Genomic DNA, 24,095 nt, shown 5'->3' with positions numbered 1-24,095 from the left:
GGAGCGGCCAGTGCAACACAAGGTGATAGTGGTACTTGTGGATGGCCTCTCTGCCGAGGTAGCCCATTGCATGGGCTACCTCGCGGGCATGGTGGAGGCGGGACAGGGGTTGCAGGCCACCCTGAGCTGCGCCCTCCCCTCCCTCTCCCGGCCCCTCTACGAGTGCATCCTGACCGGAACGACGCCGGTGGAGAGCGGCATCACCCACAACGGGGTGAGCCGTCTGAGCCGGCAGGAGTCCATCTTCCATCTGGCCCGGGCGGGCGGCAAACGCACCGCGGCGGCGGCCTACCACTGGATAAGCGAGCTCTACAACCAGAGCCCCTGGCAAGCGGCCCGCGATCGCTTCACCCATGACGAGCGACTGCCCATCCAGCACGGCTGTTTCTACTGGGATGACGGCTACCCCGACAGCCACCTGCTGATGGATGGCGAGTGGCTGCGCAGCCAGTACGACCCCGATTTTCTCTTGATCCACCCGATGGGGGTGGACGATGCGGGCCACCAGTTCGGCCTCGACTCCCGTCAGTACCGCAATCAGGCACGCCGGATGGACAGCCTGCTGGCCGACCTGCTGCCCCAGTGGCTGGCGGAGGGGTATCAGGTGGTGATCACCTCGGATCACGGCATGAACAACGACTTGAGCCACGGCGGCACCCTGACCGAAGAGCGCCGGGTGCCGCTCTGGCTGTTTGGCGATGCGTTCGTGGCCCAGTGGCCAGCCGGTCCCGCCATGCAGCAGACCCAGCTCTGCGCCCTGATGGCCGACCTGCTGGGAGTTTCCCACGACAAGCCGGGCTGCCCACCGCTGCTCAAGGCCGGCAACCTGCCGGAGGTACACTGATGATGCCCGCCACCACCGAGATCCTCGCGGATCAACCGACCGTCACCCGGCGCCGGCTGCGTCGCCACTGGCTGCCCGCCCTGGTGCTGCTGCCGTTCGTTCTCCTGATGATCCTGTTCCAGCTCGCCCCCATGGTGTGGGTGCTGGTGGGCAGTTTTCAGACCCCGGATGGCTGGGGCCTCGACTACTACCGGGAGATTCTGAGCTCCCCCTTCTACCTGCAATCGTTCGGCAACTCCTTGCGCATCGCCGGCATCGCCAGTCTGGCGGGGCTCGCCATCGGCACCCTCGGGGCGGCGGCGCTGCGCCACAGCGGTGAGCGGGTGAAACGGCTGCTGCTGGCCTTCGTCACCATGACCGGCAACTTCAGCGGGGTGCCGCTGGCCTTCGCCTTCATCATCATTCTCGGCATCAATGGCGCCGTGACCCTGCTGCTGAAATCCTGGGGCCTCATCGACGGCTTCAACCTCTACTCCGGCAGCGGCCTCATCCTCATCTACACCTACTTCCAGATCCCGCTCGCCCTGCTGCTGCTCTACCCAGCCTTCGATGCGTTGCAGGATGAGTGGCCGCAGGCCGCCGCGTTGCTGGGGGCGAGCAAGAGCCAATATGTCTGGCACGTGGCGCTGCCGGTGCTCACTCCCGCGCTGCTCGGCACCCTGATCATCCTGTTTGCCAACGCGGTGGGGGCCTATGCCTCCGCCTATGCCCTCACCACCGGCAACTTCAACCTGGTGACCATCCGGGTGGCGAGCCTGGTCTCCGGCGACATATTCCTCGAGCCGAACATGGCGGCGGCGCTGGCGGTGATCCTGATGGTGCTGCTGGGGGTGGTGACGGCTGCCAACCAGTGGCTGCTGAAAAAGAGCTACGTGAACAAGGGGCAATCCCATGCATGATTTGAAACCTGGCTGGCCGCGCTGGGTGCTGGGGGCGCTGGTGGCCACCCTGCTGTTGCCGCTGCTGGCCACCTTTCTCTACTCCATCTCCACCCGCTGGGGGGCCACCCTGCTGCCAGACGGCTTCACCCTCGACTGGTATCTCAAGCTCTGGGGCGACCCGCGCTTTCTGGCGGCGTTTGGCCGAAGCCTGCTGGTCTGCTTCGCCACTCTGCTGCTGGGAACCCTGGTGCTGGTGCCCACCGTGCTGGTGGTGGCCTACTACTTCCCAAAGCTGGATCCCTGGATGAACCTGTTGATCCTGCTCCCCTTCGCGGTGCCGCCCGTGGTCTCCTCGGTAGGGCTGCTGCAGATCTACGCCGACGGCGTCCTGCCCATTATCGGCACGCCGTGGATCCTGATCGGTACCTGGTTCACCGTGGTGCTCCCCTTCATGTACCGGGCGCTGGCCAACAGCCTGCAAGGGGTACCGCTCAGGGATCTGATGGATGCCGCCCACCTGCTGGGGGCGAGCAGCCGGCGCGCCTTCCTGCTGGTGGTGATCCCCTGCCTGCGCAAGGGGCTGCTGGCGGCGCTGTTTCTGTCGCTCTCCTTCCTGCTCGGCGAGTTCGTATTTGCCAACATGCTGGTGGGCACCCGTTACGAGACCCTGCAGGTCTATCTCTACAACATGCGTTCGACCTCGGGCCACTTCACCAGCGCCCTGGTGATGAGCTACTTCCTGCTGACCCTGCTGCTCACCTGGGCGGCGAACAGATTTCATAGGTGAATCAAGATGTTCCATCTAGAAGTGAATCAACTGCACAAATCCTACGGCGACACCCGGGTGTTCGAGGGGATCGAATTCGGCATCCGCAAGGGGGAGCTGGTGACCCTGCTCGGTCCCTCCGGCTGCGGCAAGTCCACCCTGCTGCGGGCGCTGGCCGGGCTCACCCCGGTGGATGGCGGTCAGGTGCGGGTGGCCGGTGAGGACATTACCTGGCAGGAACCCCAGAAGCGGGGCATCGGCATGGTGTTCCAGAGCTATGCGCTGTTCCCCAACATGACGGTGCGGGACAACGTCGCCTTCGGCCTCAAGATGAAGCCCCAGCCGGGGCGGGATCTGGCCGCCAGCGTGCAGGAGGCGCTGGCGCTGGTGGAGCTGACCGGCTTCGAGCGCCGCTATCCGGCCGAACTCTCAGGTGGCCAGCGCCAGCGGGTGGCCTTGGCCCGGGCACTGGTAGTGCAGCCGCGGATCCTGCTGCTGGACGAACCGCTCTCGGCGCTGGATGCCAGAATCCGCCGCAGCCTGCGCCAGCAGATCCGCGAGATCCAGCAGCGCCTCGAGCTCACCACCATCTTCGTCACCCACGATCAGGAGGAGGCGCTCACCATGTCGGACCGGATCTTCCTGATGAACAAGGGATCCATCGTCCAGAGCGGCACACCGGAGGAGATCTACACCCGCCCCGCCGACGCCTTCGTGGCGGGCTTTATCGGCAACTACAACCTGCTCGATGGCGCACAGGCCAAGGTCCTGTTCGGCCAGCACTGCCGCGGCAAGCTGGCGCTGCGACCTGAATCCCTCTCCCTGCTGCCGGCCGGCGCCCGCAGCGACGAGCCGCACCTGCCGGGGGTTATCAGCGGGCAGCAGCTGCTCGGCAACGTGATCCGCTATCAGGTGAGCTGCGCGGCGGGCCTGCTGACGGTGGACTGCCTCAACCGCTCGGCCCGGGATCTGCTGCCGGTGGGCAGTGCCGTGACCCTGGCGGTGGCCCGGGATCAACTCTGTGAGGTAGCATGACGCCCCATTACATTTCCATTTTCACTGCGAGGAGCACCCATGGCACTGGCACTGTTTGATCTGGACGAGACCCTGATTGCGGGGGATTCCGCCAGCCTCTGGCTGGAGTACATGGTGACCGAGGAGCTGGCGCCAGCCGGCATGATCGCCGAGGAGCAGGCCATGATGTCCCTCTACCATCAGGGCAAGATGGACATGCACCAGTACATGGCCTTCACCCTGCAGCCGCTGGCAGGCAAGTCGCGCCAGTGGCTCGACCCGCTCTGTGCCCGCTTTGCCGAGCAGGTGCTGCGCGAGCGCATCTACCCTGAGGGGGTGGAGCGCATCGAGTGGCACCGCAAGCGGGGCGACGAGCTGGTGCTCATCTCCGCCTCCGGTGAGCATCTGGTGGCCCCCATGGCGCAGATGCTGGGGATGGATCACTGCGTGGCCATCCTGCTGGATGAAGAGGCCGGCATGCTGACCGGCCAGACCCGCGGCACCCTCAGTTTTCGCGAGGGCAAGGTGGCCCGCATCAACCAGCTGTTTGCCGCAAGCGCCGACCCCTGGCGGGAGAGCCACGGCTACAGCGACTCCCACAACGACCTGCCGCTGCTGCAGGCGGTGACCCACCCCCACGCGGTCAACCCCGCTCCGGGGCTGCGCCAGATCGCCACCGAGCAGGCCTGGCCCACCCTCGAGTGGCAGTTGGCCTCCTGAATGAAGAAGAGGCCCTCAGGCCTCTTCGTTGCTCAGCAGTGCATCGTTGGCAGGGGGCGTCTCCTCCTGCCCCTTCGCCTCTGCTCGGCCCAGATGGATGCAGTTCTTGCCGTCGCGTTTGGCGCGATATACCTCGGCATCGACCGCCGCCAGCAGCGCCTTGCCATCCATCCCCACCCGGCTGGCCACCAGCCCGCCGCTCAAGGTGATCCTGAGCCCCGGCTCGCGCCAGTCCAGTGACTCCACCCCCTTGCGGAACTGCTCCAGCAGCATCTGGCAGAAGTGGATGTCCGGGTTGACCAGCAGCACCACCAGCTCCTCGCCACCGTAACGGCAGACCCAGCCGTGATCCCCCAGCAGGGCCCGGCCGAGCTGGCTCACCCGCTTGAGCACCACATCCCCGGTCTGATGGCCGAAGGTGTCGTTGACCCGCTTGAAGTCGTCCAGATCCACCATGGCCAGGCAGAACGGCTGCTGATCCTGCAGCAGTCGGTTGAAACGTTCATCGAAGAAGCGGCGATTGTAGAGGCCGGTCAGCTTGTCCAGGTTGGCCTGCTGGCGCGCCTCGTGATAATCCTTGCTCACCTCGGCCAGCTCGGCATAGACGTGCCTGAGCTCGCGCATGCCCCCCTGGGGTACCCCGTCAGGCTCCATCCGGCTGGCCCGGATCATGCTCGAGATCTCGTCGAGCATGCGGCGAAAATAGCGGGACCAGATCAGTGCCAGCATCAGGTAGAGCACACAGGCCAGTGCCACCATCAGCAGCACGTTGAGGGAGACCCTGTCCACCACCGCCATCACGCTGGCCGCCGGCTGCACGCTGATCAGCACCCAGTTGCGCTCCTGCAGCCTGCTGTAGGCCACGAACTGGCGGGAGTCCTTGTCCAGGAAGATGCCATCCTCCTGCGTGAAGCGAGCGAGCCACTCGGGGTGGGTCATGGGCTTGAGCAGCTGGGCCGCATCAGGATGAGCCAGCACCTTGCCGGACTGGTTGACGATCATCTGGTAGCCCTCACCCAGCTGGCGATTCAGCTGGGCGGAGAAGGGGGCCAGGATGGCATCGACCGCAAGGACCCCGCGCACCTTGCCCTCCCTGTCGGTCAGGGCCCGCGCCAGGGCGATCACCAGGTTGCCGTTGGTGTAGTCGTAATAGGGCTCTGTCCAGACCATCTTGCCCACGTGCTGGCTGGCCAGCTGATACCAGGGACGCACCCTGGGATCGAAGTTGGCATCCGCCTGCCAATCGGGGTAGATCAGCATCTGGCGCTCGGCGGTGCCGACATAGATGTAGACCAGATCGGCCATGATCCCCTTGTAGAGCTGCCACTCCTTCAGATAGGTCTCGGTGTTGAGCAGGCGAGGGCCGCTGATGTCCTCAACCTTGACCCTGTCGTAGATGAGGGTGAACTGGCGCTCCATCTCGTGCAGATAGGGCTCGATGAAGACGTGACGAAGCTGGTGGTTGGTGGCGAGCAGGCGTTGCTGCAGCTCGCTTTGCAGACTCCGCTCCATGTGCAGGTAGTAGATACCACCCAGCATCAGCACCGGAATGAACAGCAAAAGCAGGCCCAGACGCATCCTGGTTACCAGGGACCAGGTTTTTTTGGCGACCGCTCGTTTAACCAATCCTGACTCCTGCTATTGCCAGACCACGCGTAGTGTCAGAATATCAGCAGCGCGAGATGGCGTCCAAAAGGAAGCTGTTTATCTGCTCAATTAGAGGTAATCGACACGGATGCTGAACCCGGACCTGTTGATGGCGCTGCACTACTGCGCCGTGATCACCCTGACCGGGGCGATCACCTCCGAATATTTCCTGTTCCGCCGCGGCATGTCCATCGAGCAGGTGCGCAAGCTGCTGCTGGCCGACGGTCTGGCGGCGCTGGCCCTGCTGCTCATCTTCATCACCGGGGTGCTGCAGGTGCTCGCCCACCCCGACGAACCGGCCGTGCTGCTCGCCAATCCGGGCTACCGCACCAAGCTGCTGCTGTTCTTCGTGATGGCCATCAGCTTTGGCTACCCCAGCCGCCTCTTCTACCGCTGGCGCCGCTCCCTGCGTCAGGGACGCGCCCCCATGGTCTCCATTCAGCAGCAGTTCTGGGTGATCTGGATCCTGCGCGGCAACCTCTTGCTGCTCGCCCTCATTCCCCTGCTGGCCAGAATCGCCAACGGCTAAGTCCCCCGGGCCGCGGCTGTGCAGCGGGATAACCGCTCACGCCGCCAACCTCACCGACAGCGCAAGACAAATCCCCCCGCTCACGGTTATCTTGGAGGCTGGAGCTTTGCGGCACGGCCCTGCCCGTCCGTCTTTCAGGGATGAATCTATGCGTTCGAACATGATGTTATTGATGGCCGCCGCCATCTGGGGGCTGGGCTTCGTCGCCCAGCGGCTCGGGATGGACCACATGGGCCCTTACACCTTCAACGGCCTGCGCTTTCTGCTGGGGGCCCTCTCCCTGCTGCCGCTCTTGTGGTGGCTCAAATCCCGCCAGCCGGGCGGGCAGGCCGGAGATCGCCGCCTGCTGCTGACCGGCGGCCTCATCGCCGGTACCGTGCTGTTCAGCGCCGCATCGCTACAACAGGTGGGGCTGCTCTACACCACGGCCGCCAAGGCGGGCTTCATCACCGGCCTCTACATCATACTGGTGCCCGTCATCGGCCTGGCCCTGCGCCACAAGACGGGGGCCAACACCTGGGTTGGCGCCCTCATCGCCATGGCGGGACTCTACTACCTCAGCGTCACCGAGGATTTCACCATCGGCTACGGCGACCTGCTGCAGGTGGTGGGGGCCCTGTTCTGGGCAGTGCACCTGCTGGTGCTGGATCACTACTCGAGCCGGGTCGCCCCCATTCGCCTCGCCGGGGTGCAGTTCGTGGTGTGCGGCCTGCTCAGTCTGGCCACCGCCTTCTTCATCGAGACCCCCTCGGTGACCGGTGCCGTGGCCGGCTGGCAGGCGCTGCTCTACGCCGGTCTGGTGTCGGTGGGGGTGGGTTACACCTTGCAGGTGGTCGGCCAACGCGGCGCCCACCCGGCCCATGCCGCCATCATCCTCAGCCTGGAGACGGTGTTTGCCGCCATCGGCGGCGTCCTGCTGCTGGGGGAAACCCTGGACGAGCGCGCCTTCGTCGGCTGCGCCCTGATGCTGGCAGGCATGCTGATCTCCCAGATCCGCCTGCGCTGGTGGTGGAAATCCCGGCGGAACAAGGTGCCCAGCCAGCCATGATGAGGTAACGGTCAGCCTCCATACCAAATAAAACGAGGCGCCCACAGGCGCCTCGTTTTATTGCCGCACGTCTAGCGCACGCTGGAGCAGAAGCTCACGTCATCGCGCAGGGGATCGTTGCTCACGCTGTGGTAGAGCTCGAAGCAGGGACCGCTGCTGAACTCCAGCCCGGCCGCCACTATGTCGCCCACATGCTCCTGCCAGCGCGGCCCGTACTGGCTGCGATCGGTGATGAGGTAGCGGGACTGGGCATAGCGCCCGGCCGGAATGAGCTGGGTCTCCACCTCCCCCTCGCCCCGGGTCTGGGGCGGCACAGTGATGCCGATATCGGTGCGGCACTGGGCTGGCGGCGTCACCTCCGGGTTGTCGTGGTAGATGAAGATCCACTCCCCGCCCTCCAGCCCGCGGGCGGCGGCCCACTGGTACAGGCGGCCGCAGACGGCGTCATAGCCTTCGCCATAGGGACCGGTGACCCGCACATAGGCCAGGGTACGGGCATCCATCTCGACGGTTTTCATGGTGTTGCTCCTTGCTGATGAGTGGCCTTCAGCATAAGGGGACAGACCATCCCATGCGTGTCCATCCTTGCTCTCCAGGTGTCCATTCTTGCCCTTGTCGCGGCGAAACTCCCCCGGGGTACAGCCATAGTAACGACGAAACGCCTTGGCGAACGCCTGGGAGCTTCCGAGCCCAGCCCCCAGCGCGATGGCGGTGACGCTGGCATCTGTGTAGCAGAGCTGCCAGGCGGCACGCTGCATGCGCAGGCGCCGGCACATCTCGCCCGGGGCTTCCCCCGCCACGGCGGTGAACACCCGGTGAAAATGGTAGAGGGAGAGACAGGCCCGCTCCGCCAGCGCCTCGATGGAGAGATCCGGATCCTGCTCCAGCGCCCGCAGCACCGGGATGAGCCGGCGGCGGTAGTCGATCATGGCCGGATCCTCGCCATATAGAGTGCGTCCACATACTCACCCTGGCGAAAGGCGAAACCACGGGCCAGCCCCTCCTCGATGAAGCCGAACTTGCGATAGAGCGCCAGCGCCGCTGCATTGTCGGCATAGACGGTCAGCTCGATGCGGCGCAGGTTGAGCCAGTTGTCGGCCATCTCCAGCGCGGCCCCCAACAGGGCAGAGCCCACTCCCTTGCCCGCCCAGTCATCCCGCACCCCCATGCCGATACAGGCCACGTGTTTGCGCCTCGGGTTGGGCTCGATATGGAGTGAAATATTCCCCACCAGCAGACCATCGACCTCAGCCACCAGCGCCACCACACTGCCGCTCTCCAGTCGCTTCTGCCAGACCCCCAGGGTTGGATAGGGCAGTTGCAGAGTGCCCGCCTGGGCATTGGGCATGGCATAGAGATCCCGCAAGGCGGGGGCATCGGCCGGTTCGGCGTGACGAATGGTGATCTGCATCTGAGGCTCCTTCTCGAAAACTTCATCATGCAGTATCAGAAGGGTCCGGTCATCCCCCTGCCACGGTTATTTGCGCGGGCAATTCGGCGTCCCATCGTCATGGGGCTGCACCGGGCGGCGGACAAACAAAACGGGGGCCCAAGGGCCCCCGCATCATCACGGCGCATGATCAATAAAAAACGGAGCCAGAGGCTCCGTGTTTCACTGCAGTATCAATCTCGAACGGAACGCGCTTCGCGCTCTGCACGTTCCCGTACCAACAGGCGTTTGTACCACCAGCTGTTGCGACGACGTTGAGTGTTGGAAGAGCGACGAGCCATTTCTGAAGTCCCAGTCAAGAGAGGAAAAGAGCCGCATTATGCGATAGAGGTCACGTCCATGTCTTTAGCTGGATCAAGAAAAGCCTCACTGGCCCACGGTGATGGTGCCGCTCTGCGTCGCCTTGCCAGCCGCATCCGACGCCCTTTGTGGCTCGCGCCAGACCAGAGGCCCGTTGCTCTCCTGTTCGTTTTGCGCAGCGCACTCCAGCCAGTCATCACCCTGCCGGATCCGGGCCCCTGCCGAATACTTCTGATCCTGATACCAGCAGACCCGCTCCGGCAGCGATCCCAGCGGCAACACCAGCTCGCTGCCCATTTCCGTCCGCTTCGGTTCTGCCGCCACGCCGATACCGGTCGCACCGCCCAGCAGTGCCAGCAGCAGCCAGCTGCCTGCCCTCTTGCCTGAATTCATGATGTCACTCCTCGCTTGATGAAGAATGGAAGCGACCGGCAGCCGCACAAACTTGATTAATAAGCGATGCCCTCTCTGGCATTCCCAAGCCAATATGGTAGCCTGCCAGCGCCTGCCCGCCCGTCTCAGAACCGGGCCAGGAAAATCCGTTGAATTTGTCGGCCCCAGACAAATATAACCTTATTAATCAAATCGTTATTTGGATATTATCCCAATGCGTATCATGCCGTTGCTCCAGGCGGCCTGCCTGAGCCTGATGTTGTCCGCCTGCGTTGCCCCCCTGCTGATGATGAGCCCCACCAGCCAGCTGATGTGGGCCCTGCTCAAACCCCTGGTCGGCTTCGATCCCAACCAGGCCAACCTGTTTGAACAGCCCCTGATCAAGGACCGGATGACCGCCATCCTCGGCCCCAACTACGACAGCACCATGCAGCTGCTCAAGACCGCCAACGAGCTGCAGCAGGAGGGGCCACTGTTCTACGTGGTCTCCCGCTATGCCCCCATGCCCGAGGTGGCCAAACAGGCAGGCATGGTCTGGAACTCGCAAACCAACCAGATGTCCGTGATGCTGCTCAAGGGCGACGGCACGCCCCAGGTCTTTGGCGAAAACCTGGCGGCCAGCACTCCGAGCTGGCCCAGCGAGATGCAAAACTGGCAGGCGCAGGGCAATCCGGCAGCCAGTGCGCTCTCCGGTGCCACCAACAGCCTGAGCGGCACGGCCACCGGCAGCTCGCTCTTCGGCAGCGTGCTGGGTTCCCTGCAGCAGGGCGCCAGCAAGACCATGGCTGACACCACCCAGCAGGTCGTGAACGGCGCCGCTACCTCGGCCCAGCAACAAGCCGGCAAGGCAGCCAGCAGTGCCACTGCTACCGTACAACAGCAGGCCACCAAGGCCGTAACCGAGCCTGCCAAGCAGGCGGTCAGCAACGCAACGACCACCGTGCAGCAACAGGCTGTCAAGACAGTGACCGAGCCCGCCAAGCAGGCGGTCAGCAGCGCCACGGCCACCGTGCAGCAACAGGCCGCCAAGACAGTGACCGAACCCGCCAAGCAGGCAGTCAGCAGCGCCACGACCACCGTGCAACAGCAGGCAGCCAAGACAGTCACCGAACCTGCCAAGCAGACGGTCAGCAGCGCCACGGCCACCGCGCAGCAGCAGGCCGCCAAGACGGTGGCAGAGCCTGCCAAGCAGGCGGTCAGCAGCGCCACGGCCACCGTGCAGCAACAGGCCGCCAAGGCCGTGACCGAGCCAGCCAAACAGGCGGTCAGCAGCGCGGATGCCACCACCGCCGGCAAGGCGGTCGCCGATGCGGCTGCCAAGGCCGAAGCCGCGCGCGCCGCCGCCGAAGCCGAGATGGAAGCTCTGCTCAAGTAACCCCTCCCCAGGCCATCGCAAGATGGCCTGGCTGTTTTCCCCTCCCGCCCGCTCCCTGGCAGCGGAAATCATGAACTTCTCGGCATAACTCCCTAAACTGGATGAAGACGACTTTTCGCAAGGAGTGCTGCCATGTCGCGTCTGCTCGGTCTGTTTGTCTGCTGCTGTCTGGGGGCCGCCCTGCCCGCCTCGGCGTTCACCTATTACTCCGAGCAGAACATGCCGTTCAACGGCCAGGATGAGAAGGGCAACAGCACCGGCCTGGCGGTGGAGCTGTTGAGACTGATGTGGCAAGAGATGGGGGAGCCGGAGCAGCCCATCCACTTCATGCCCTGGGCCAAGGCCTGGTACCTGCTGACCCAGCAGCCGGATGCCGTGCTGTTCACCACGGCCCACACCCGGGCGCGGGATCCCCACTTCCTCTGGGTCTGCCCCATCAGCCACTCGCGGGTGTCGCTGGTGGGCCGCAAGCGGGATGCCCCCAAGGTGACCGGCAAGGCCGATCTGACCAGGCTGCAGATCGGGGTGATGCAGGCGGACGTGGGGGAGCAGCTGCTGCTCAACCGGGGCATCAGCCCCGCCAACCTGATGTCGGTGGAGCGCATGGATCAGGTGGTACGCCAGCTCATCATGGCCCGCACCGATCTGGTGGCCGGCAACGAGGTGATGCTGTTTCATCAGGCCAGGCAGCTGGGCTTTGCCCCCGAGACTTTCGTCACCGTCGCCACCCTGGCGGATCAGGACAACTGCTTCGCCTTCAACCCGGCGGCGGACAAACAGCAGGTCGCCCGTCTGCAGCAGGCGCTCGACAAGGTCAGACAGGGGGAGGCCTTCAAGCAGCTCATCGCCCGCTACCAGGATGTGGTGCAGCCACCTCCGGCCGATCACCTACCGCGAATAGAGTAAGTACCAGATACAAACAGGCCACCCGAAGGTGGCCTGTTTCATGGTGCGAGCCGCTCACTGGAAGTGATGGTCGTGCTCGGACTTCTTGTTCTGGGCGCCCTCGCTGTGCTCGATGGCGGTGCGGATGAGGTCGACCCCGGCCCGGATGATCAGGACCCCCATGTTGACCAGCTTGACGCAGACCCACATGAAGGTGATGAGCAGGATCAGCTTGAGCACTGTCTGGAACGCCTCCAGGAAGTTCTGCTCCAGCTGACCGGTCAGGCCGCTGGCACTGGTCATCAGCCAGGTGTACACCTCACGCACGAAGGGGATGCGGCTCGGCATCTCCAGCACGTCCAGCGCGGCAGGCAGGGCCTGGAAGATGACGATGCTGCCGAACAGGATCAGGATGACACCGATGGCGATGCCCAGAAAAAAACCAAACTGTTTCATGGAAGGTCCCAAGGTTTGCTGCATGGAAATAACATAGCTGCCAATACTAGGGACTGCCTTACCCCACGGCAATCCTTGCGCGCCGGGTCGCCCGCTTGCCACGCCGGCCCGGCCCCGGCGTCCGGCCACAAACCATTGCCCAACTATCTGATTTCTGTGACGCTTGTGCCCATCACCCCCTATCGGTCAGGCCTTCATTTTGCGCCACTGTTTTTTGCTGCTCTGCCTCCTGCTGTCGTCACCGCCCCTCCTTGCCGCCCCGACGGCGGCCGTCTGCGTGGTCAAGCACCAGCAGCAGCTGTTGCTGGTGCAAGACAGGGTTTCCTCCCGCTACAGCCTGACCGGTGGCTACATAGATGCAGGAGAGACGCCGCAACAGGCGGCGCTGCGGGAGCTGTATGAAGAGACCGGCCTGCGGGGCAGGGTCGTCGCCGAGCTGGGGCCATGGCAGCGCGCCCTGTTGTTTGCCTGTCAGACCCTGGAGCCCATCCGTGCACAGACCGGCTCTGGCTTTGTTTCTCTGCTGCAGGCCCCCAATCTGGGCGGCGAGATCCTCAATGCCAGGCTGATCGCGCCGGCCCGGTTGCCGGATGAGCAACGCCGCTTCCCGGCCCAGCTCAGCTGGCTGGCCCCCCAACTGGCCGCCATGCCCGACAGCCCCGTGCTGTGGCTGCCCAATTTTCGTGGTGAAGGCAATGCACTGCACCGCATGGAAGTCCCGCTGATCCACCAGCTGCAGACCTGGCTCGGTGTCCAGGTGCGCTGGCTCGAGGTCAGCAACCTGTTCGGTTCAGCCGCCTTTCAGCTTGCCCTGCTACCCTTGCTGCTGCCCTGGCTGGGCTGGCCCCGGGTGCGCCAACTGCTGCTGGCCATGCTGACCCTCACCCTGCTGGTGCAGCTGGCCAAGGAGGGGATTGGCTGGCCCAGACCCTTCCATCTCGACCCCGCCCTGGCACAGGGCAGCGCCCAGGGCTTCGGCATGCCGAGCGGCCACGCCGCCTCTGCGCTGCTGTTCTGGGGCGTGTTGCTCAGAGCCTGCTGGCCCGCCAACCCCTGGCGCAGTGCCACCCTGGCCCTGCTGCTGGCCACCCTGACCGGACTGGCCCGGGTCTGGCTCGGGGTACACTTCCTGTCGGACGTGGCGGCCGGTTTGCTGCTTGGCGCCTTGCTGCTGGCCCTGTATCCCCGCCTCGCCGGCCTGGCTGCCAGTCGTTGGGGCTGGGCCGGGCTGACCCTCGCCTGCGCGCTGGCCGCCTGGTGGAGCCAATCTTCGGCACTGGCGGGCCTGGCCACCTTCAGCCTGGGGTTGACCCTCGGCATGATGTTGCCGCTGCCGCGCACGGCGCCGGCCGGCTGGCGCCTCCCCTTGCTGGCCTTGCTCGGTGGCCTGCCGCTGGGGGCATTGTGGTGGGCGCTGCCGCTCTGGCTGACCAGCTCCTGGCTCATTCTGCTCGGTCAGTGGCTGCTTTATTGTTGCCTGGGGCTCTGGTTGAGCGCCGGTCTCTGGTGGATACTCTCTCTCGTGAATAATGACCCGCTACCCAAGGGCCCAGGCCCTGACAAGGGATTGCTATGAATATGAAAAAAGTGGATTTAGCCAAGATAACCCTGGGAGTGCTGTTTATCAGCCTCCTCATCGTCTCCTGCTTCATGGTGCTACGCCCCTTCCTGCCCGCGCTGGTGTGGGCCACCATGATCACCATCGCCACCTGGCCGCTGATGTTGATGGTGCAGCGCCTGCTGTGGGGCAAGCGCGCCCTGGCGGCCCTCTTCATGACCCTGGTGCTGCTGCTGATGTTCGTCATTCCGCTCTTCATGGCGCTGGCCAACGTGGCGGAGAAGGCGCCCATGCTGATCGAGCTGGGCACCACCATCAGCCACTCCCCGCCCCCCGAGCTGCTCTGGCTGCAGCAGGTGCCGCTGGTGGGCGGCAAGCTCTATGACTTCTGGCAGCAGATCCTGGCGAGCGGTGGTCAGGTGCTGTTCGCCAAGCTGGCCCCCTACTTCGGCCAGACCGCCCGCTGGCTCGCCTCCCAGGCGGGCAATCTGGGGCTGCTGTTCGTCCACTTCCTGCTGACCGTCGGCATCTGCGGCCTGCTCTACCACTCCGGTGAAGTGGTGGCGACCGGCATTCGTCGCTTCGCCCACCGGCTGGCCGGCGAGCGCGGCGACAATGCCACCGTGCTCGCTTCACAGGCGATCCGCGCCGTGGCCATGGGGGTCGTGGTGACCGCCCTGGTGCAATCCTCGGTGGCCGGTATCGGTCTGCTGATTGCCGGCATCCCCTACACCATGATCCTGGTGGTGGTGATGTTCCTGCTGATCGTCGCCCAGATTGGCCCCTTCCCGGTGCTGCTGGCCTGCGTCGGCTACCTCTACTGGAGCGGCGACACCACCTGGGGCACCTTCCTGCTGGTCTGGTCGCTGCTGGCGGGCACCATGGACAACTTCCTGCGTCCCTTCCTGATCAAGCGCGGCGCCGACCTGCCGCTGATCCTCATTCTGGTGGGGGTTATCGGCGGCTTGCTGGCGATGGGGATCATCGGCCTCTTTATCGGCCCCGTGGTGCTGGCAGTGGGCTACACCCTGCTGGATGCCTGGATCAAGGAGGGTGACCACCCTACCGGTGACAAGGTAGACGCCCTACCTCATGACAAGGCACTGTCATAAGGTCAAACGCCGCCCGAGAGGGCGGCGTTGTTGTTTTACAGACAAGAGCCAAAGAGCAAGGCCTTGTGCCGGCACAGAACCAAAGTTCGAACGTTTTCCGCCAAATCCGAACCAAGGTTCGAGCCAACCCCTTTCTCCCCCTGTTCCCTCTCGCTGCCGCCCACCACAATGGCGCCACCATTCAGGAGGAACAACAGATGAACGAACTGAGAGCAACCCGCGCCCTGATCAGCGGCGGCGCAAGCGGCATTGGGCTGGCCATCGCCGAGGCGCTGGCTCGGGAAGGGGTGGAGCTGGTGCTGGCCTCCCGTCGCCACGCCCTGCTGGAGCAAGAGGCTACCCGCCTCTCGACGCAATACGGGGTAAGAGTCCTGCCTCTGGTGCTGGATGTCTGCGATGCTCCCCAGGTTCGAGCCCAGCATGCCCGGGCCAGCGCACTGCTCGGCCCCATCGATCTGCTGGTCAACAACAGCGGGGTCGGCAGCGATTATCTGGTGCAGGATCTGCCGGAATCGGAGTGGGACAGAGTGATGGACACCTGCGCCAAGGGCAGCTTCCTGCTGACCCAGGCTTGCCTGCCGGACATGCTGTCTCGACGCCACGGCACCATCATCAACATCGCCTCCCAGGCCGCCAAAAACGGCTATGCGAGGGCCAGCGTCTACTGCGCCGCCAAATTTGCCGTCTTGGGGTTTGCCAAGGCGCTGCGGGAAGAAGTCCAGCATCAGGGCATTCGGGTTCACACCCTCTGTCCCGGCCTGGTCCAGGTGCCACCACCGGCCTGTGCGGATGAGCGCAAACCCGGTTGGTTGCAGGTCTGGGATCTGGCCGAGGCCGTACTCTACACACTGCGTCAACCCGCCCATGTGCAGCTGGACGAGATCGGCATGACAGGGATCTGAGGACTGCTGAGAGGAAAACAGGGGCGCCAAAGCGCCCCGTCAGTTCATGGCAAGGGAGTATCAGGCTGGCTGGTGCAGGGTGATGCAGTGAATGCCGCCGCCACCGGCGGCGACCTTGTCGCCAAATTCGGGGGCGAATCCGATCGGAGGGATGGCGGGGTTGCCATCCCTCTGAGGCAGGTCACTGAATCGGGCCGGCAAGGGTGGTTAAATAGGCGTTCGTCTCTTTGCCGGATCTTGTCGTGACCATCCTGTCCGCCTCCATGCCGCCAGCCCGGGACTGGCCTGACTATCTGCAGGCCTCCTGGCTGCGCTGCGCTCACCAGACCAGCGCCACCCTCTGGCATCCGCCCCACAGTGCCAAGGGCCAGACCTTGCAGAGCCTGCGCCAGCGCAAGCGCGACCTGCTCACCACCGGCGAGATGGCACTCGAGGATCTCTACGAATTCATGGAGGGGCGCCCCTGTGCCCTGCTGCTCACCGACGAGAGCGGCTGCCTGCTGGCCCAGACCGGTCACCCCGACACCCTGCGTGAGCTGGCGGCGCTGGGGTTTGGCCCAGGAGCCTTCTTCAGCGAAGGGCGCATTGGCACCAATGCCATCAACCTGGCCGCACTGGAGGGAGTGCCGCTCTGCGTCAGCGGCCCCCAACACTTCAATCAGACCCTGCACCCCTGGCACTGCTGCGCCAGCCCGGTCTACAACAGCAACGGCCGTCAGGTCGCCATCATGGCGCTGACCTGCAAGGTGGAGGAGGCGAGCGCCGGCGATCTGGCGCTCACCGTCAGCGCCGGGCGCGAGCTGGCCCACCTGCTGCAGATGGAGACCCTGATGCAGGAGTCCCAGCACCACCTGAGCGAGCTCTACGCCCTGCTGGACGGCATGGATGACGGCGTACTGGCCTGGGATCCCCAGGGCCGGCTGCGCTACCTCAACGCGCTGGCGGCCAATCGGCTGCGGCTCGATCCGGCGCTCTGCCTCGGCCAGCCGCTGGAGCAGCACCTGCTGCTGCCCCAGCGGTTGCAGCTGGCCATCAGGGGGCAGACCCCGCTCAGCCATGTGGAGGTGACGCTGGAGCGGCTCGGCGCGCAGGAGGGGGAGTTCATCAATGCGCTGGTGAGCCTCAAGCCGCTGCCCGGGCCGGATGGGGTCAGTTTTATCGCCCTGCTGCACCCGGTCGATCGGCTGCGGGCCATCAGTCAGCTGCGCCAGACGGTACCCGAGCTGTCGGCGCTGGTGGGCGAATCGAGCGCCATGCGCAAGCTGCTGCGTTACGCCCGGCAGGCTGCCCAAAGCCAGGGCCCGATCCTGCTGCGCGGCGAGGAGGAAGTGGGCAAGGCCCAGCTGGCGGAGGCGATCCACTTCGGCAGCGAACGGGCCGCCGGGCCGCTCATCACCCTCAACTGCCAGGCGCTGCCGAGCGAGCGGATGGCGCTGGAGCTGATGGGCTCTGACGAAGCGGGACAGGAGCGGGCCGGCAAGTTCGAACTGGCCCACGGCGGCACGCTAGTGCTGGAGCAGGTGGAGTGCCTCTCTGCCCCCATGCAGGCGGCGCTGCTGCAACTGCTCAAGACCGGTCGCCTGCAGCGCTTCGACTCGGCCCGTATCCTGCCGCTCAAGGTGCGGATCATCGCCACCAGCAGCGCCCCGCTGGAGCAGAAGGTGCAGGAGGGGCACTTCGGCCGCCAGCTGCTCTATGCGCTGCAGGCGTGCGAGCTGTGGCTGCCAGGCCTGCGCGAGCGCAGCGCCGATCTGCCCGGCCTCATCAGCCAGCAGCTGGCTGCGCAGGGGCGCGAGCCGGTGCGCCAGTTCAGCCCGGCGGCCCTCGATTGCCTGCTCGCCTATCCCTGGCCCGGCAATCTGGGGGAGCTGCGCAGCGCCATCGAGCATGCCCTGCTTCACGCCGGTCAGGGGCCGATCCCGCCCGAGGCGCTGCCCGCCGCCATTCGCCACGGCTATCAGCGGGTGGCGGACGAGGTGGTGGGGCAGCCGCTGCTCACCCTGGCCGAGCTGGAGCGCCAGGCCATTTTGCGCTGCGCCCACGCCTGCAAGGGACAGGTGAGCCAGATGGCCCAGCATCTTGGCATCAGCCGCACCACCCTCTGGCGGCGGCTCAAGCTGCTCGAGATCGATCCTGCCGACTACCACGGCTGACGCCGGCCCGAGCCACTACATATCGGTTCGCTGAACATGAAAAAGGCCCCGCAAATACGGGGCCTTTTCTATGGCAAGCTGGCTGGTCGTTACAGCCCCAGCTGGTGGGCGGTGACGATGGCCGCCAGCACGTCCTCGGCGGTGACCTTGAACGGCATGTTGTGGATGGTCTCCCCTTCCGCAGTGGACGCCTTGGCCACCTCCATCAGGCGCGCCATGTCCAGCTCCTTGACCCCCATCATATGCAGATTGGTCGGCAGGCCGATGGAGCGGCAGAAACCCAGCACCGTCTCGATCTCCACCATTGGCGCGTTCTCCAGCACCAGCTGCACCAGGGTACCGAACGCCACCTTCTCACCATGATAGAGGTGGTGACACTCGGCAAGCTGGGTCAGGCCGTTGTGAACCGCGTGGGCGGCGGCCAGACCGCTGCTCTCGAAGCCGATACCGCTCAGATAGGTGTTGGCCTCGATGATGTTCTCCACCGCCTTGGTGCAGAGCCCCTGCTCCACCGCCAGCTTGGCCTTGTAGCCATCGGCCAACAGGGTCTTGTAGCAGAGCTCGGCGATGGCCTGGGCCGCCAGGGTGGAGGCGCCACCGGCCATGGTCTGGCAACCGGACACCTTGTTGGCGCGCGCCTCGAAGTAGGTGGAGAGCGCATCCCCCATGCCGGAGACCAACAGCCGCACCGGGGCGCGGGCGACCACGCCGGTATCCATGATGACCATGTTGGGGTTGGTCGGGATCATCAGGTATTCGCTGAACTGCCCTTCCGGGGTGTAGATGACCGCCAGCGCGCTGGTGGGGGCATCGGTGGAGGCGATGGTCGGCACTATGACCACCGGCACCTGCTGGTAGAAGGCGACCGACTTGGCGGTATCCAGCGTCTTGCCGCCGCCGATGCCAATGATGACGTCAAACGGCGTCTGCTTGCAGCGGGCCAGCAGGCGGTCAATCTCGGGGCGGGAGCATTCGCCGTTGAAGCAGTCGAACTCGGGCTGGATGCCTGCCCCGTGGAAGCTGGTGGCCACGGTATCGCCAACCAGCTTGGTGACGAAGGCGTCGGCCAGGATCAGCGGCTTGGCGCCGAGCGCCTTGACGTAGTTGCCGATGTTGGCGAGGGCCCCGTTGCCTTGCACGTATTTGCTGGGGCTGATGATGATGCGGTCCATATTTTATCCCTCTCTCTTTATTTCGTAAGACTTCTTTTGAAACTAAAGGAGGCGAAGGGGCGGCAGTGCCGGGGACTCCTTCGTCTTTCATTTGCATGACAGTGGCGCTGTGCAGGCTCGGCGAGCGAGCACAGCGCCTTGAAGCCGGCAGGTCAGTCGCCGAAGCGATCCGCTGCCAGTTGCTGGAAGCAGGCCAAGGAGGCCTCGGCATCCTCCCCGCGCGCCAGCAGGGTGAGCGTGTCCCCCTGGCGCACATCGAGCATGGTGAGCCGGGTCAGACTGCGGGGGTTGGCCTCTTTCTCCCCCTTCTGCAGCTTGAGTTCGGCGGCAAAGGGCTTGAGGGCGGCCACCAGGCGGGCGGCGGGGCGCACGTGCAGGCCGTGGGCATTGTCTACCACCACCTCGCAGCGCAGCCAGTCGCCGTCGGGCGCAGGAGCGGCTTCAACGGCCTGCGGCTCTGCCTTGCCCGGCAGCATCGCCTGTTTCGGGCCAAGGGCGCCGAGTGCCTCGGCGGCTACCTCATCCAGCATCAGGCCAGAACCGGCCGCCACCACGGCGGCCAGGGTGCCCTCGACCAGCGGGGCCGGGCAGAGCCGCACCCGGGCACTCAGCTCGGGGGGCAGCAACTCGAGGGCGGTCTCGGCGCTCAGCAGGGCGCTGCCGAGATCCATCAGCACCAACACGCCGCTGCCGTCATCCGCTTCTTCAATCGCACTCATCACGGCGATGGCGTCGGTGCCGATGGGGTGGTCGGGGTCATCGACCCCGGCCGCCAGCAACAGCTTCGCCGGGCTGCCCAGCTGATCGGCCAGCGCTTTCAAGCCGGCCGCCAGCATGGCGCTGTGAGAGACAACTACGATTCCGATCATGTTTACAACCTCGCTCTGTCACGCAGGGCGGTCAGCAGCAGCAGGGTCGAGGTAGCCCCGGCATCCTGATGGCCGATGCTGCGCTCGCCAAGATAGCTGGCGCGCCCCTTGCGGGCCTGCATCTGGATGGTGGCCTCGGTGCCAGCGGCTGCGGCCGCAACCGCCTTGTCCAGCGCCTCGGGCAGCGGCAAGCCTTGTTGCTCCGCCTGCTGCAGGGCCGCCAGGGCCGGCCACCAGGCGTCGCACATGGTCTTGTCACCCGGCTCGGCGCGGCCGCGCGAGACGATCCCCTCCACTCCGTCGCTCAGCATCTTGCCGAGCTGACCGAGGGTCAGGCTCTGGCAGGCGTCGCTGCTGGCCGCTGCCCGGATGAAGAAGGTGCCATAGAGCGGGCCACTGGCGCCGCCGACCGAGGAGAGCAGGGTCATGCCGGTGGTTTTCAGCACCTGGCCGATGTCTTTGTCTGCCACCGCCGGCAGCTTCTCGGCCACCTTGGCGAAGCCGCGCTGCATGTTGAGGCCGTGATCACCGTCGCCGATATCGGTATCCAGCGCCGTGAGGTAGTCACGCTGCTCGGTGAAGATGTGCTCGCAGTCGAGCAGCCAGTTGACGATTTGATGCTTGCTTAACATGAATATTCCTCAGCAGCCGCGACGCAGGGCGGGGGTGTGAACGGGGGCATCCCACAAGGTCATCAGCTCGTCATCCACCTTGAGCAAGGTGATGGAGATGCCGGTCATGTCGAGGGAGGTGCAGTAGGGGCCGATCAGGTTGCGCACCAGATGGATGCCTGCCTCTTCGCACAGGGCGGCAAGATGGCCATAGACGCCGTAGAGCTCGGAGATGGGGGTACCGCCCAGGCTGTTGACCAGCGCGATGACCCGGTCGCCCTTGTTGAACGGCTCGATGAAGGTGTGCTCCTCCTGCCAGCTGCCGGAGGCTCTGTCCCAGTGACGCAGGGTGCGGCCATAGGGGCTGTTGTCGACCAGCTCCTTGAACATGTCGTCCACCAGGGCATTGAGGTCGGTGAAGGGGCGGCGCTCGATGCCCGGCTCGCCGTGGATGCCGACGCCGAACTCCACCTCGTTGTCCGCCAGGGTGAAGGAGGGCTTGCCGGCGGCCGGCACTGTGCAGGCATGCATGGCCACCCCAATGGTGCGGCTCTGATTGTTGATGCGGCGGGCCAGCGCCTCGCAGCGCGCCAGGTCATAGCCCGCTTCGGCGGCGGCACCTACCAGTTTTTCACACAGCACTGTGGTGGCGACGCCACGGCGACCGGCGGTATAGAGACTGTCTTTCACCGCCACGTCGTCATCGATGAGGGTGAACCCCACCTTGACCCCGTCACCGTGCAGCAGTTCGACCGCAGTCTCGAAGTTGAGCACGTCGCCGGTGTAGTTCTTCACCAGAAACAGCACGCCGGCGCCGCCGTCGACGGCCTGACCACACTCGTACATCTGATCCGGCGTGGGCGAGGTGAAGATCTCGCCGGGGCAGGCACCATCCAGCATCCCCTTGCCCACCAGGCCACCGTGCATCGGCTCGTGGCCGCTGCCACCGCCGGAGACCAGCGCCACCTTGCCCATCACGGGAGCATCGGCACGGGTGATGAAGTGGGGCTCGATACGCACCTTGAGCTCGGGGTGGGCGGCGGCCATCCCCATCAGCTGTTCACGGACCACGGCATCGACGGCATTGATCAGTTTCTTCATGGCTCACTCCTTGGCTTGCCACCGCTCGGGTGGGCAAATGGTTGATGGAGCAAGTCTAACGGCAGAAAAGAGGATAAAAATGACGGGCGGTTTGGTTCGGATTTGAAACAGCAGAAGAGGGGTTGGCGTTTCAATCTGAAACGGTGCGGAGCAAATAAGAGGAAAACTGTTAGCCGTCTCACAGCCAACAAAAAAGGCCCCGCAGGGGCCCTTCGCTACAACCGCAATAAGCTGACGGGTTAGATGGCCCAACCACCGGCATAGAAGACAACCAGCGCCACGGCGATGATGACGGTACCGATGTTGAGCTTCTTCCACTCGGCGGCAAACAGGCGACCGATCACCAGCGCCACGAAGCCCAGCATGATGCCGGTGACTATGTTGCAGGTGAGCACGATGAAGACGGCGCACAGCATGCCGGAGAGCGCATCGACCGAGTCGTTGAAGTCCAGCTTGGTGACGTTGCCCAGCATCAGCAGGCCCACGTACATCAGCGCAGGCGCGGTGGCGTAAGCCGGTACCAGATAGCTCAGCGGCGAGAGGAAGATCATCAGCAGGAACAGCACGCCGACCAGGGTGGCGGTCAGACCCGTCTTGCCACCGGCGGCAGTGCCTGCTGCGGATTCGATGTAAACGGCAGCCGGTGCACCACCGACGACGCCTGCCACCATGCTGCTGACGGAGTCGGCAGTCAATGCCTTGCCGCCACTGATGATATGGCCACGCTCGTTGATGAGGCCCGCCTGACCAGCCACAGCACGGATGGTGCCGGTGGCGTCAAACACCGCTGTCATCACCAGCGCCAACACAGTGGGGATCACCACCGGATTGAGGGCACCCAACAGATCCATGCTGCCAACCAGAGAGCCCTTCTCGCCAGTCAGGCTCGGCATGGCGAAAAAGCCCTGCCAGGTCACTTTCGGGTCGAAGATGAGGCCGAGGATGGAGATGGCGATGATCACCATCAGGATGCCGCCCGGCACCTTGCGACGTTCCAGACCAAAGATGGCGGCCAGACCCAGCACCGTCATGATGACCGGGAAGGCGGTGACTTCACCCAGTTGTACCGGCAGACCGGCTCCTTCGTTCTTGATCACCATGCCGACGCCGTTGGTGGCGATCAGCAGCAGGAACAGGCCGATACCGATGCCGGTGCCGTGGGCGATGCCGGAGGGGAGGTTGTCCAGGATCCACTGGCGCACGCCGGTGACACTGATCAGGGTGAACAGCACCCCCATCAGGAAGATGGCGCCCAGCGCCACCGGAATGCTCAGCCCCTGCCCCAGCACCAGGCTGAAGGCGGTAAAGGCGGTGAGGGAGATGGCGCAACCGATGGCCATCGGCAGCTTGGCCCACAGCCCCATCAGCAGGGAGCCGAAAGCGGCGATCAAACAGGTCGCCACAAACACCGGCCCCTGCTCAAAGCCAGCAGCACCCAACATGTTCGGCACCACTATGATGCTGTAGACCATCGCCAGGAAGGTGGTCAGCCCTGCGACCAGCTCCTGACGCACGCTGCTGCCGCGCGCAGAAATGGAAAAATAAGAGTCCAGAAAGCCGCCATTCCCTGATTGGGCGGCCATATCTTGCTTTGCCATAACTAATCCTGAAAGTGTGAAGGAAATCGTTTGCGTGAATGGCGCGCAAAATAGCAAGAATTTATCCGGATTGCAGCGATTTCCCTGATTTTTTCATCAAAATCACAGGGAACGTTCTCGTTCGGGCACAGATATGACGGGTTCAGGCTGCCCCTCTTCCCCTGCGAGCGTAAACGACCCACCTATACTGCAGGTAACCCTTCACGCCGCCAGACGGGAGATACCCATGCACACCCGCAATCTGCTGAACGATATCCCCTCGCCACTCCCCACCGAACTCTTTCAGGATCTGGTCAGCACCAATCACCTGAGGATCGAGCGCATTCTCTCCCACGGCCATCAGACGGCCCCCGGCGAATGGTACGATCAGGATGAACATGAGTGGATCCTGGTGGTGCAGGGTGAAGCCAGCCTGCTGTTCATCGATCCGCAAACCCAACAACAGCAGCTGGTCCAGCTGGGGCCGGGAGATCACATCAATATCCCTGCCCGCCAGAAGCACAGGGTCGAGTGGACCCATCCCGACATGACCACCGTTTGGCTCTGCGTGTTTTACTGAAGTAAGTAAGGAGAAAAGAGGGGATCCGGGGAAAGTGAGACGAAAAAAAGCCCAGTCTTTCGACTGGGCTTCTTGTTAGTGGCGGAGCGGACGGGACTCGAACCCGCGACCCCCGGCGTGACAGGCCGGTATTCTAACCGACTGAACTACCG

The 24,095-nt window shown here is 64.6% G+C and carries 24 protein-coding genes; 14 read left to right on the top strand and 10 right to left on the bottom strand.

Going from position 1 to position 24,095, the window contains the following annotated elements; all coding sequences use genetic code 11:
- The first annotated feature begins 10 nt into the window (after positions 1 to 10).
- The 5 genes from PG897_RS17920 to PG897_RS17900 are packed head-to-tail and all read left to right on the top strand — an operon-like array spanning position 11 to position 4,225.
- Positions 11 to 844, top strand: a complete 834-nt coding sequence (locus PG897_RS17920) for an alkaline phosphatase family protein (RefSeq protein WP_017787902.1) — start codon at positions 11 to 13, stop codon at positions 842 to 844.
- A complete protein-coding gene (locus tag PG897_RS17915) occupies positions 844 to 1,743 on the top strand; it encodes an ABC transporter permease (protein ID WP_005306164.1) in 900 nt (299 codons plus the stop codon). The genes PG897_RS17920 and PG897_RS17915 overlap by 1 nt, the downstream gene beginning before the upstream one ends.
- Positions 1,736 to 2,512, top strand: coding sequence for an ABC transporter permease (locus PG897_RS17910; RefSeq protein ID WP_005306167.1), 777 nt, complete (start codon positions 1,736 to 1,738; stop codon positions 2,510 to 2,512). The genes PG897_RS17915 and PG897_RS17910 overlap by 8 nt, the downstream gene beginning before the upstream one ends.
- Positions 2,513 to 2,518: 6 nt before the next feature.
- The gene (locus PG897_RS17905; RefSeq protein ID WP_201882887.1) at positions 2,519 to 3,526 is read left to right on the top strand and encodes an ABC transporter ATP-binding protein; all 1,008 of its coding nucleotides are present in this window, start codon (positions 2,519 to 2,521) and stop codon (positions 3,524 to 3,526) included.
- Positions 3,527 to 3,565: 39 nt separating this feature from the next.
- Positions 3,566 to 4,225: an HAD family hydrolase gene (locus tag PG897_RS17900; RefSeq protein ID WP_201882886.1), complete on the top strand. Its 660-nt coding sequence runs from the start codon at positions 3,566 to 3,568 to the stop codon at positions 4,223 to 4,225.
- A 15-nt stretch (positions 4,226 to 4,240) separates the two neighbouring features.
- Here the strand turns inward: PG897_RS17900 and PG897_RS17895 are convergent, their stop codons facing one another.
- Positions 4,241 to 5,851 (bottom strand): sensor domain-containing diguanylate cyclase, encoded by a 1,611-nt coding sequence (locus tag PG897_RS17895; RefSeq protein WP_201882884.1) that lies wholly within the window; start codon positions 5,849 to 5,851, stop codon positions 4,241 to 4,243.
- Positions 5,852 to 5,960: 109 nt separating this feature from the next.
- Here PG897_RS17895 and PG897_RS17890 point away from each other — a divergent pair, with 109 nt between their 5' ends.
- Both PG897_RS17890 and PG897_RS17885 read left to right on the top strand, forming a co-directional pair.
- Positions 5,961 to 6,401 (top strand): DUF2214 family protein, encoded by a 441-nt coding sequence (locus PG897_RS17890; RefSeq protein ID WP_005306181.1) that lies wholly within the window; start codon positions 5,961 to 5,963, stop codon positions 6,399 to 6,401.
- A gap of 148 nt (positions 6,402 to 6,549) precedes the next feature.
- Positions 6,550 to 7,449: a DMT family transporter gene (locus PG897_RS17885; protein WP_201882881.1), complete on the top strand. Its 900-nt coding sequence runs from the start codon at positions 6,550 to 6,552 to the stop codon at positions 7,447 to 7,449.
- A gap of 71 nt (positions 7,450 to 7,520) precedes the next feature.
- On the opposite strand, the gene PG897_RS17880 is transcribed toward PG897_RS17885, so the two are convergent.
- The 3 genes from PG897_RS17880 to PG897_RS17870 form a co-directional block, all read right to left on the bottom strand.
- On the bottom strand, positions 7,521 to 8,378 hold the full coding sequence (locus PG897_RS17880) for an AraC family transcriptional regulator (protein WP_201882879.1): 858 nt from the start codon (positions 8,376 to 8,378) through the stop codon (positions 7,521 to 7,523).
- Positions 8,375 to 8,860: a GNAT family N-acetyltransferase gene (locus tag PG897_RS17875; protein WP_005306188.1), complete on the bottom strand. Its 486-nt coding sequence runs from the start codon at positions 8,858 to 8,860 to the stop codon at positions 8,375 to 8,377. The genes PG897_RS17880 and PG897_RS17875 overlap by 4 nt, the downstream gene beginning before the upstream one ends.
- A gap of 405 nt (positions 8,861 to 9,265) precedes the next feature.
- The gene (locus tag PG897_RS17870) at positions 9,266 to 9,592 is read right to left on the bottom strand and encodes a YnjH family protein (protein WP_201882877.1); all 327 of its coding nucleotides are present in this window, start codon (positions 9,590 to 9,592) and stop codon (positions 9,266 to 9,268) included.
- A gap of 214 nt (positions 9,593 to 9,806) precedes the next feature.
- Between PG897_RS17870 and PG897_RS17865 the strand changes: the two genes are divergently transcribed.
- Together PG897_RS17865 and PG897_RS17860 are read left to right on the top strand one after the other, a co-directional pair.
- Positions 9,807 to 10,967 carry a hypothetical protein gene (locus PG897_RS17865; protein ID WP_201882875.1) on the top strand — a complete coding sequence of 387 codons (1,161 nt, stop codon included), beginning with the start codon at positions 9,807 to 9,809 and terminating at the stop codon, positions 10,965 to 10,967.
- A 132-nt stretch (positions 10,968 to 11,099) separates the two neighbouring features.
- A complete protein-coding gene (locus PG897_RS17860; protein WP_005306204.1) occupies positions 11,100 to 11,873 on the top strand; it encodes a substrate-binding periplasmic protein in 774 nt (257 codons plus the stop codon).
- A 54-nt stretch (positions 11,874 to 11,927) separates the two neighbouring features.
- Here PG897_RS17860 and PG897_RS17855 read toward each other — a convergent pair whose 3' ends face one another.
- Positions 11,928 to 12,308, bottom strand: a complete 381-nt coding sequence (locus PG897_RS17855) for a hypothetical protein (protein ID WP_005306207.1) — start codon at positions 12,306 to 12,308, stop codon at positions 11,928 to 11,930.
- Between the two features lie 196 nt (positions 12,309 to 12,504).
- On the opposite strand from PG897_RS17855, the gene PG897_RS17850 reads away from it, so the two are divergent.
- The 4 genes from PG897_RS17850 to dhaR all read left to right on the top strand — a co-directional run bounded on the left by PG897_RS17850 (position 12,505) and on the right by dhaR (position 18,033).
- Positions 12,505 to 13,884 carry a bifunctional NUDIX hydrolase/phosphatase PAP2 family protein gene (locus PG897_RS17850; RefSeq protein ID WP_201882895.1) on the top strand — a complete coding sequence of 460 codons (1,380 nt, stop codon included), beginning with the start codon at positions 12,505 to 12,507 and terminating at the stop codon, positions 13,882 to 13,884.
- A complete protein-coding gene (gene ydiK, locus PG897_RS17845; protein WP_017785510.1) occupies positions 13,881 to 14,978 on the top strand; it encodes an AI-2E family transporter YdiK in 1,098 nt (365 codons plus the stop codon). The genes PG897_RS17850 and ydiK overlap by 4 nt, the downstream gene beginning before the upstream one ends.
- 197 nt (positions 14,979 to 15,175) lie before the next feature.
- Positions 15,176 to 15,880 carry an SDR family oxidoreductase gene (locus PG897_RS17840; protein ID WP_095591589.1) on the top strand — a complete coding sequence of 235 codons (705 nt, stop codon included), beginning with the start codon at positions 15,176 to 15,178 and terminating at the stop codon, positions 15,878 to 15,880.
- 242 nt (positions 15,881 to 16,122) lie between these two features.
- Positions 16,123 to 18,033: a dihydroxyacetone kinase operon transcriptional regulator DhaR gene (dhaR, locus tag PG897_RS17835; protein WP_201883917.1), complete on the top strand. Its 1,911-nt coding sequence runs from the start codon at positions 16,123 to 16,125 to the stop codon at positions 18,031 to 18,033.
- A gap of 89 nt (positions 18,034 to 18,122) precedes the next feature.
- Here the strand turns inward: dhaR and PG897_RS17830 are convergent, their stop codons facing one another.
- The 5 genes from PG897_RS17830 to PG897_RS17810 all read right to left on the bottom strand — a co-directional run bounded on the left by PG897_RS17830 (position 18,123) and on the right by PG897_RS17810 (position 23,384).
- Positions 18,123 to 19,205, bottom strand: coding sequence for a glycerol dehydrogenase (locus PG897_RS17830; protein ID WP_201882873.1), 1,083 nt, complete (start codon positions 19,203 to 19,205; stop codon positions 18,123 to 18,125).
- A 152-nt stretch (positions 19,206 to 19,357) separates the two neighbouring features.
- Complete coding sequence (dhaM, locus tag PG897_RS17825; protein WP_201882872.1) at positions 19,358 to 20,074, bottom strand: dihydroxyacetone kinase phosphoryl donor subunit DhaM; 717 nt, start codon at positions 20,072 to 20,074, stop codon at positions 19,358 to 19,360.
- A 2-nt stretch (positions 20,075 to 20,076) separates the two neighbouring features.
- Positions 20,077 to 20,706 carry a dihydroxyacetone kinase subunit DhaL gene (gene dhaL / locus PG897_RS17820; protein WP_005306235.1) on the bottom strand — a complete coding sequence of 210 codons (630 nt, stop codon included), beginning with the start codon at positions 20,704 to 20,706 and terminating at the stop codon, positions 20,077 to 20,079.
- A 9-nt stretch (positions 20,707 to 20,715) separates the two neighbouring features.
- Positions 20,716 to 21,786: a dihydroxyacetone kinase subunit DhaK gene (dhaK, locus tag PG897_RS17815; protein ID WP_201882871.1), complete on the bottom strand. Its 1,071-nt coding sequence runs from the start codon at positions 21,784 to 21,786 to the stop codon at positions 20,716 to 20,718.
- A 239-nt stretch (positions 21,787 to 22,025) separates the two neighbouring features.
- Positions 22,026 to 23,384 carry an NCS2 family permease gene (locus PG897_RS17810; protein WP_017785501.1) on the bottom strand — a complete coding sequence of 453 codons (1,359 nt, stop codon included), beginning with the start codon at positions 23,382 to 23,384 and terminating at the stop codon, positions 22,026 to 22,028.
- A 226-nt stretch (positions 23,385 to 23,610) separates the two neighbouring features.
- Between PG897_RS17810 and PG897_RS17805 the strand changes: the two genes are divergently transcribed.
- Complete coding sequence (locus PG897_RS17805) at positions 23,611 to 23,943, top strand: cupin domain-containing protein (protein WP_005306245.1); 333 nt, start codon at positions 23,611 to 23,613, stop codon at positions 23,941 to 23,943.
- Positions 23,944 to 24,095: the final 152 nt, after the last annotated feature.

The sequence above is a fragment of the Aeromonas sp. QDB20 genome, assembly GCF_027707805.1.
GTDB classification, from domain to species: Bacteria; Pseudomonadota; Gammaproteobacteria; order Enterobacterales; family Aeromonadaceae; genus Aeromonas; species Aeromonas dhakensis.
The sequence above is the reverse complement of the archived record's forward strand: the minus strand, read 5'-3'. Positions and strand labels throughout refer to the sequence as shown.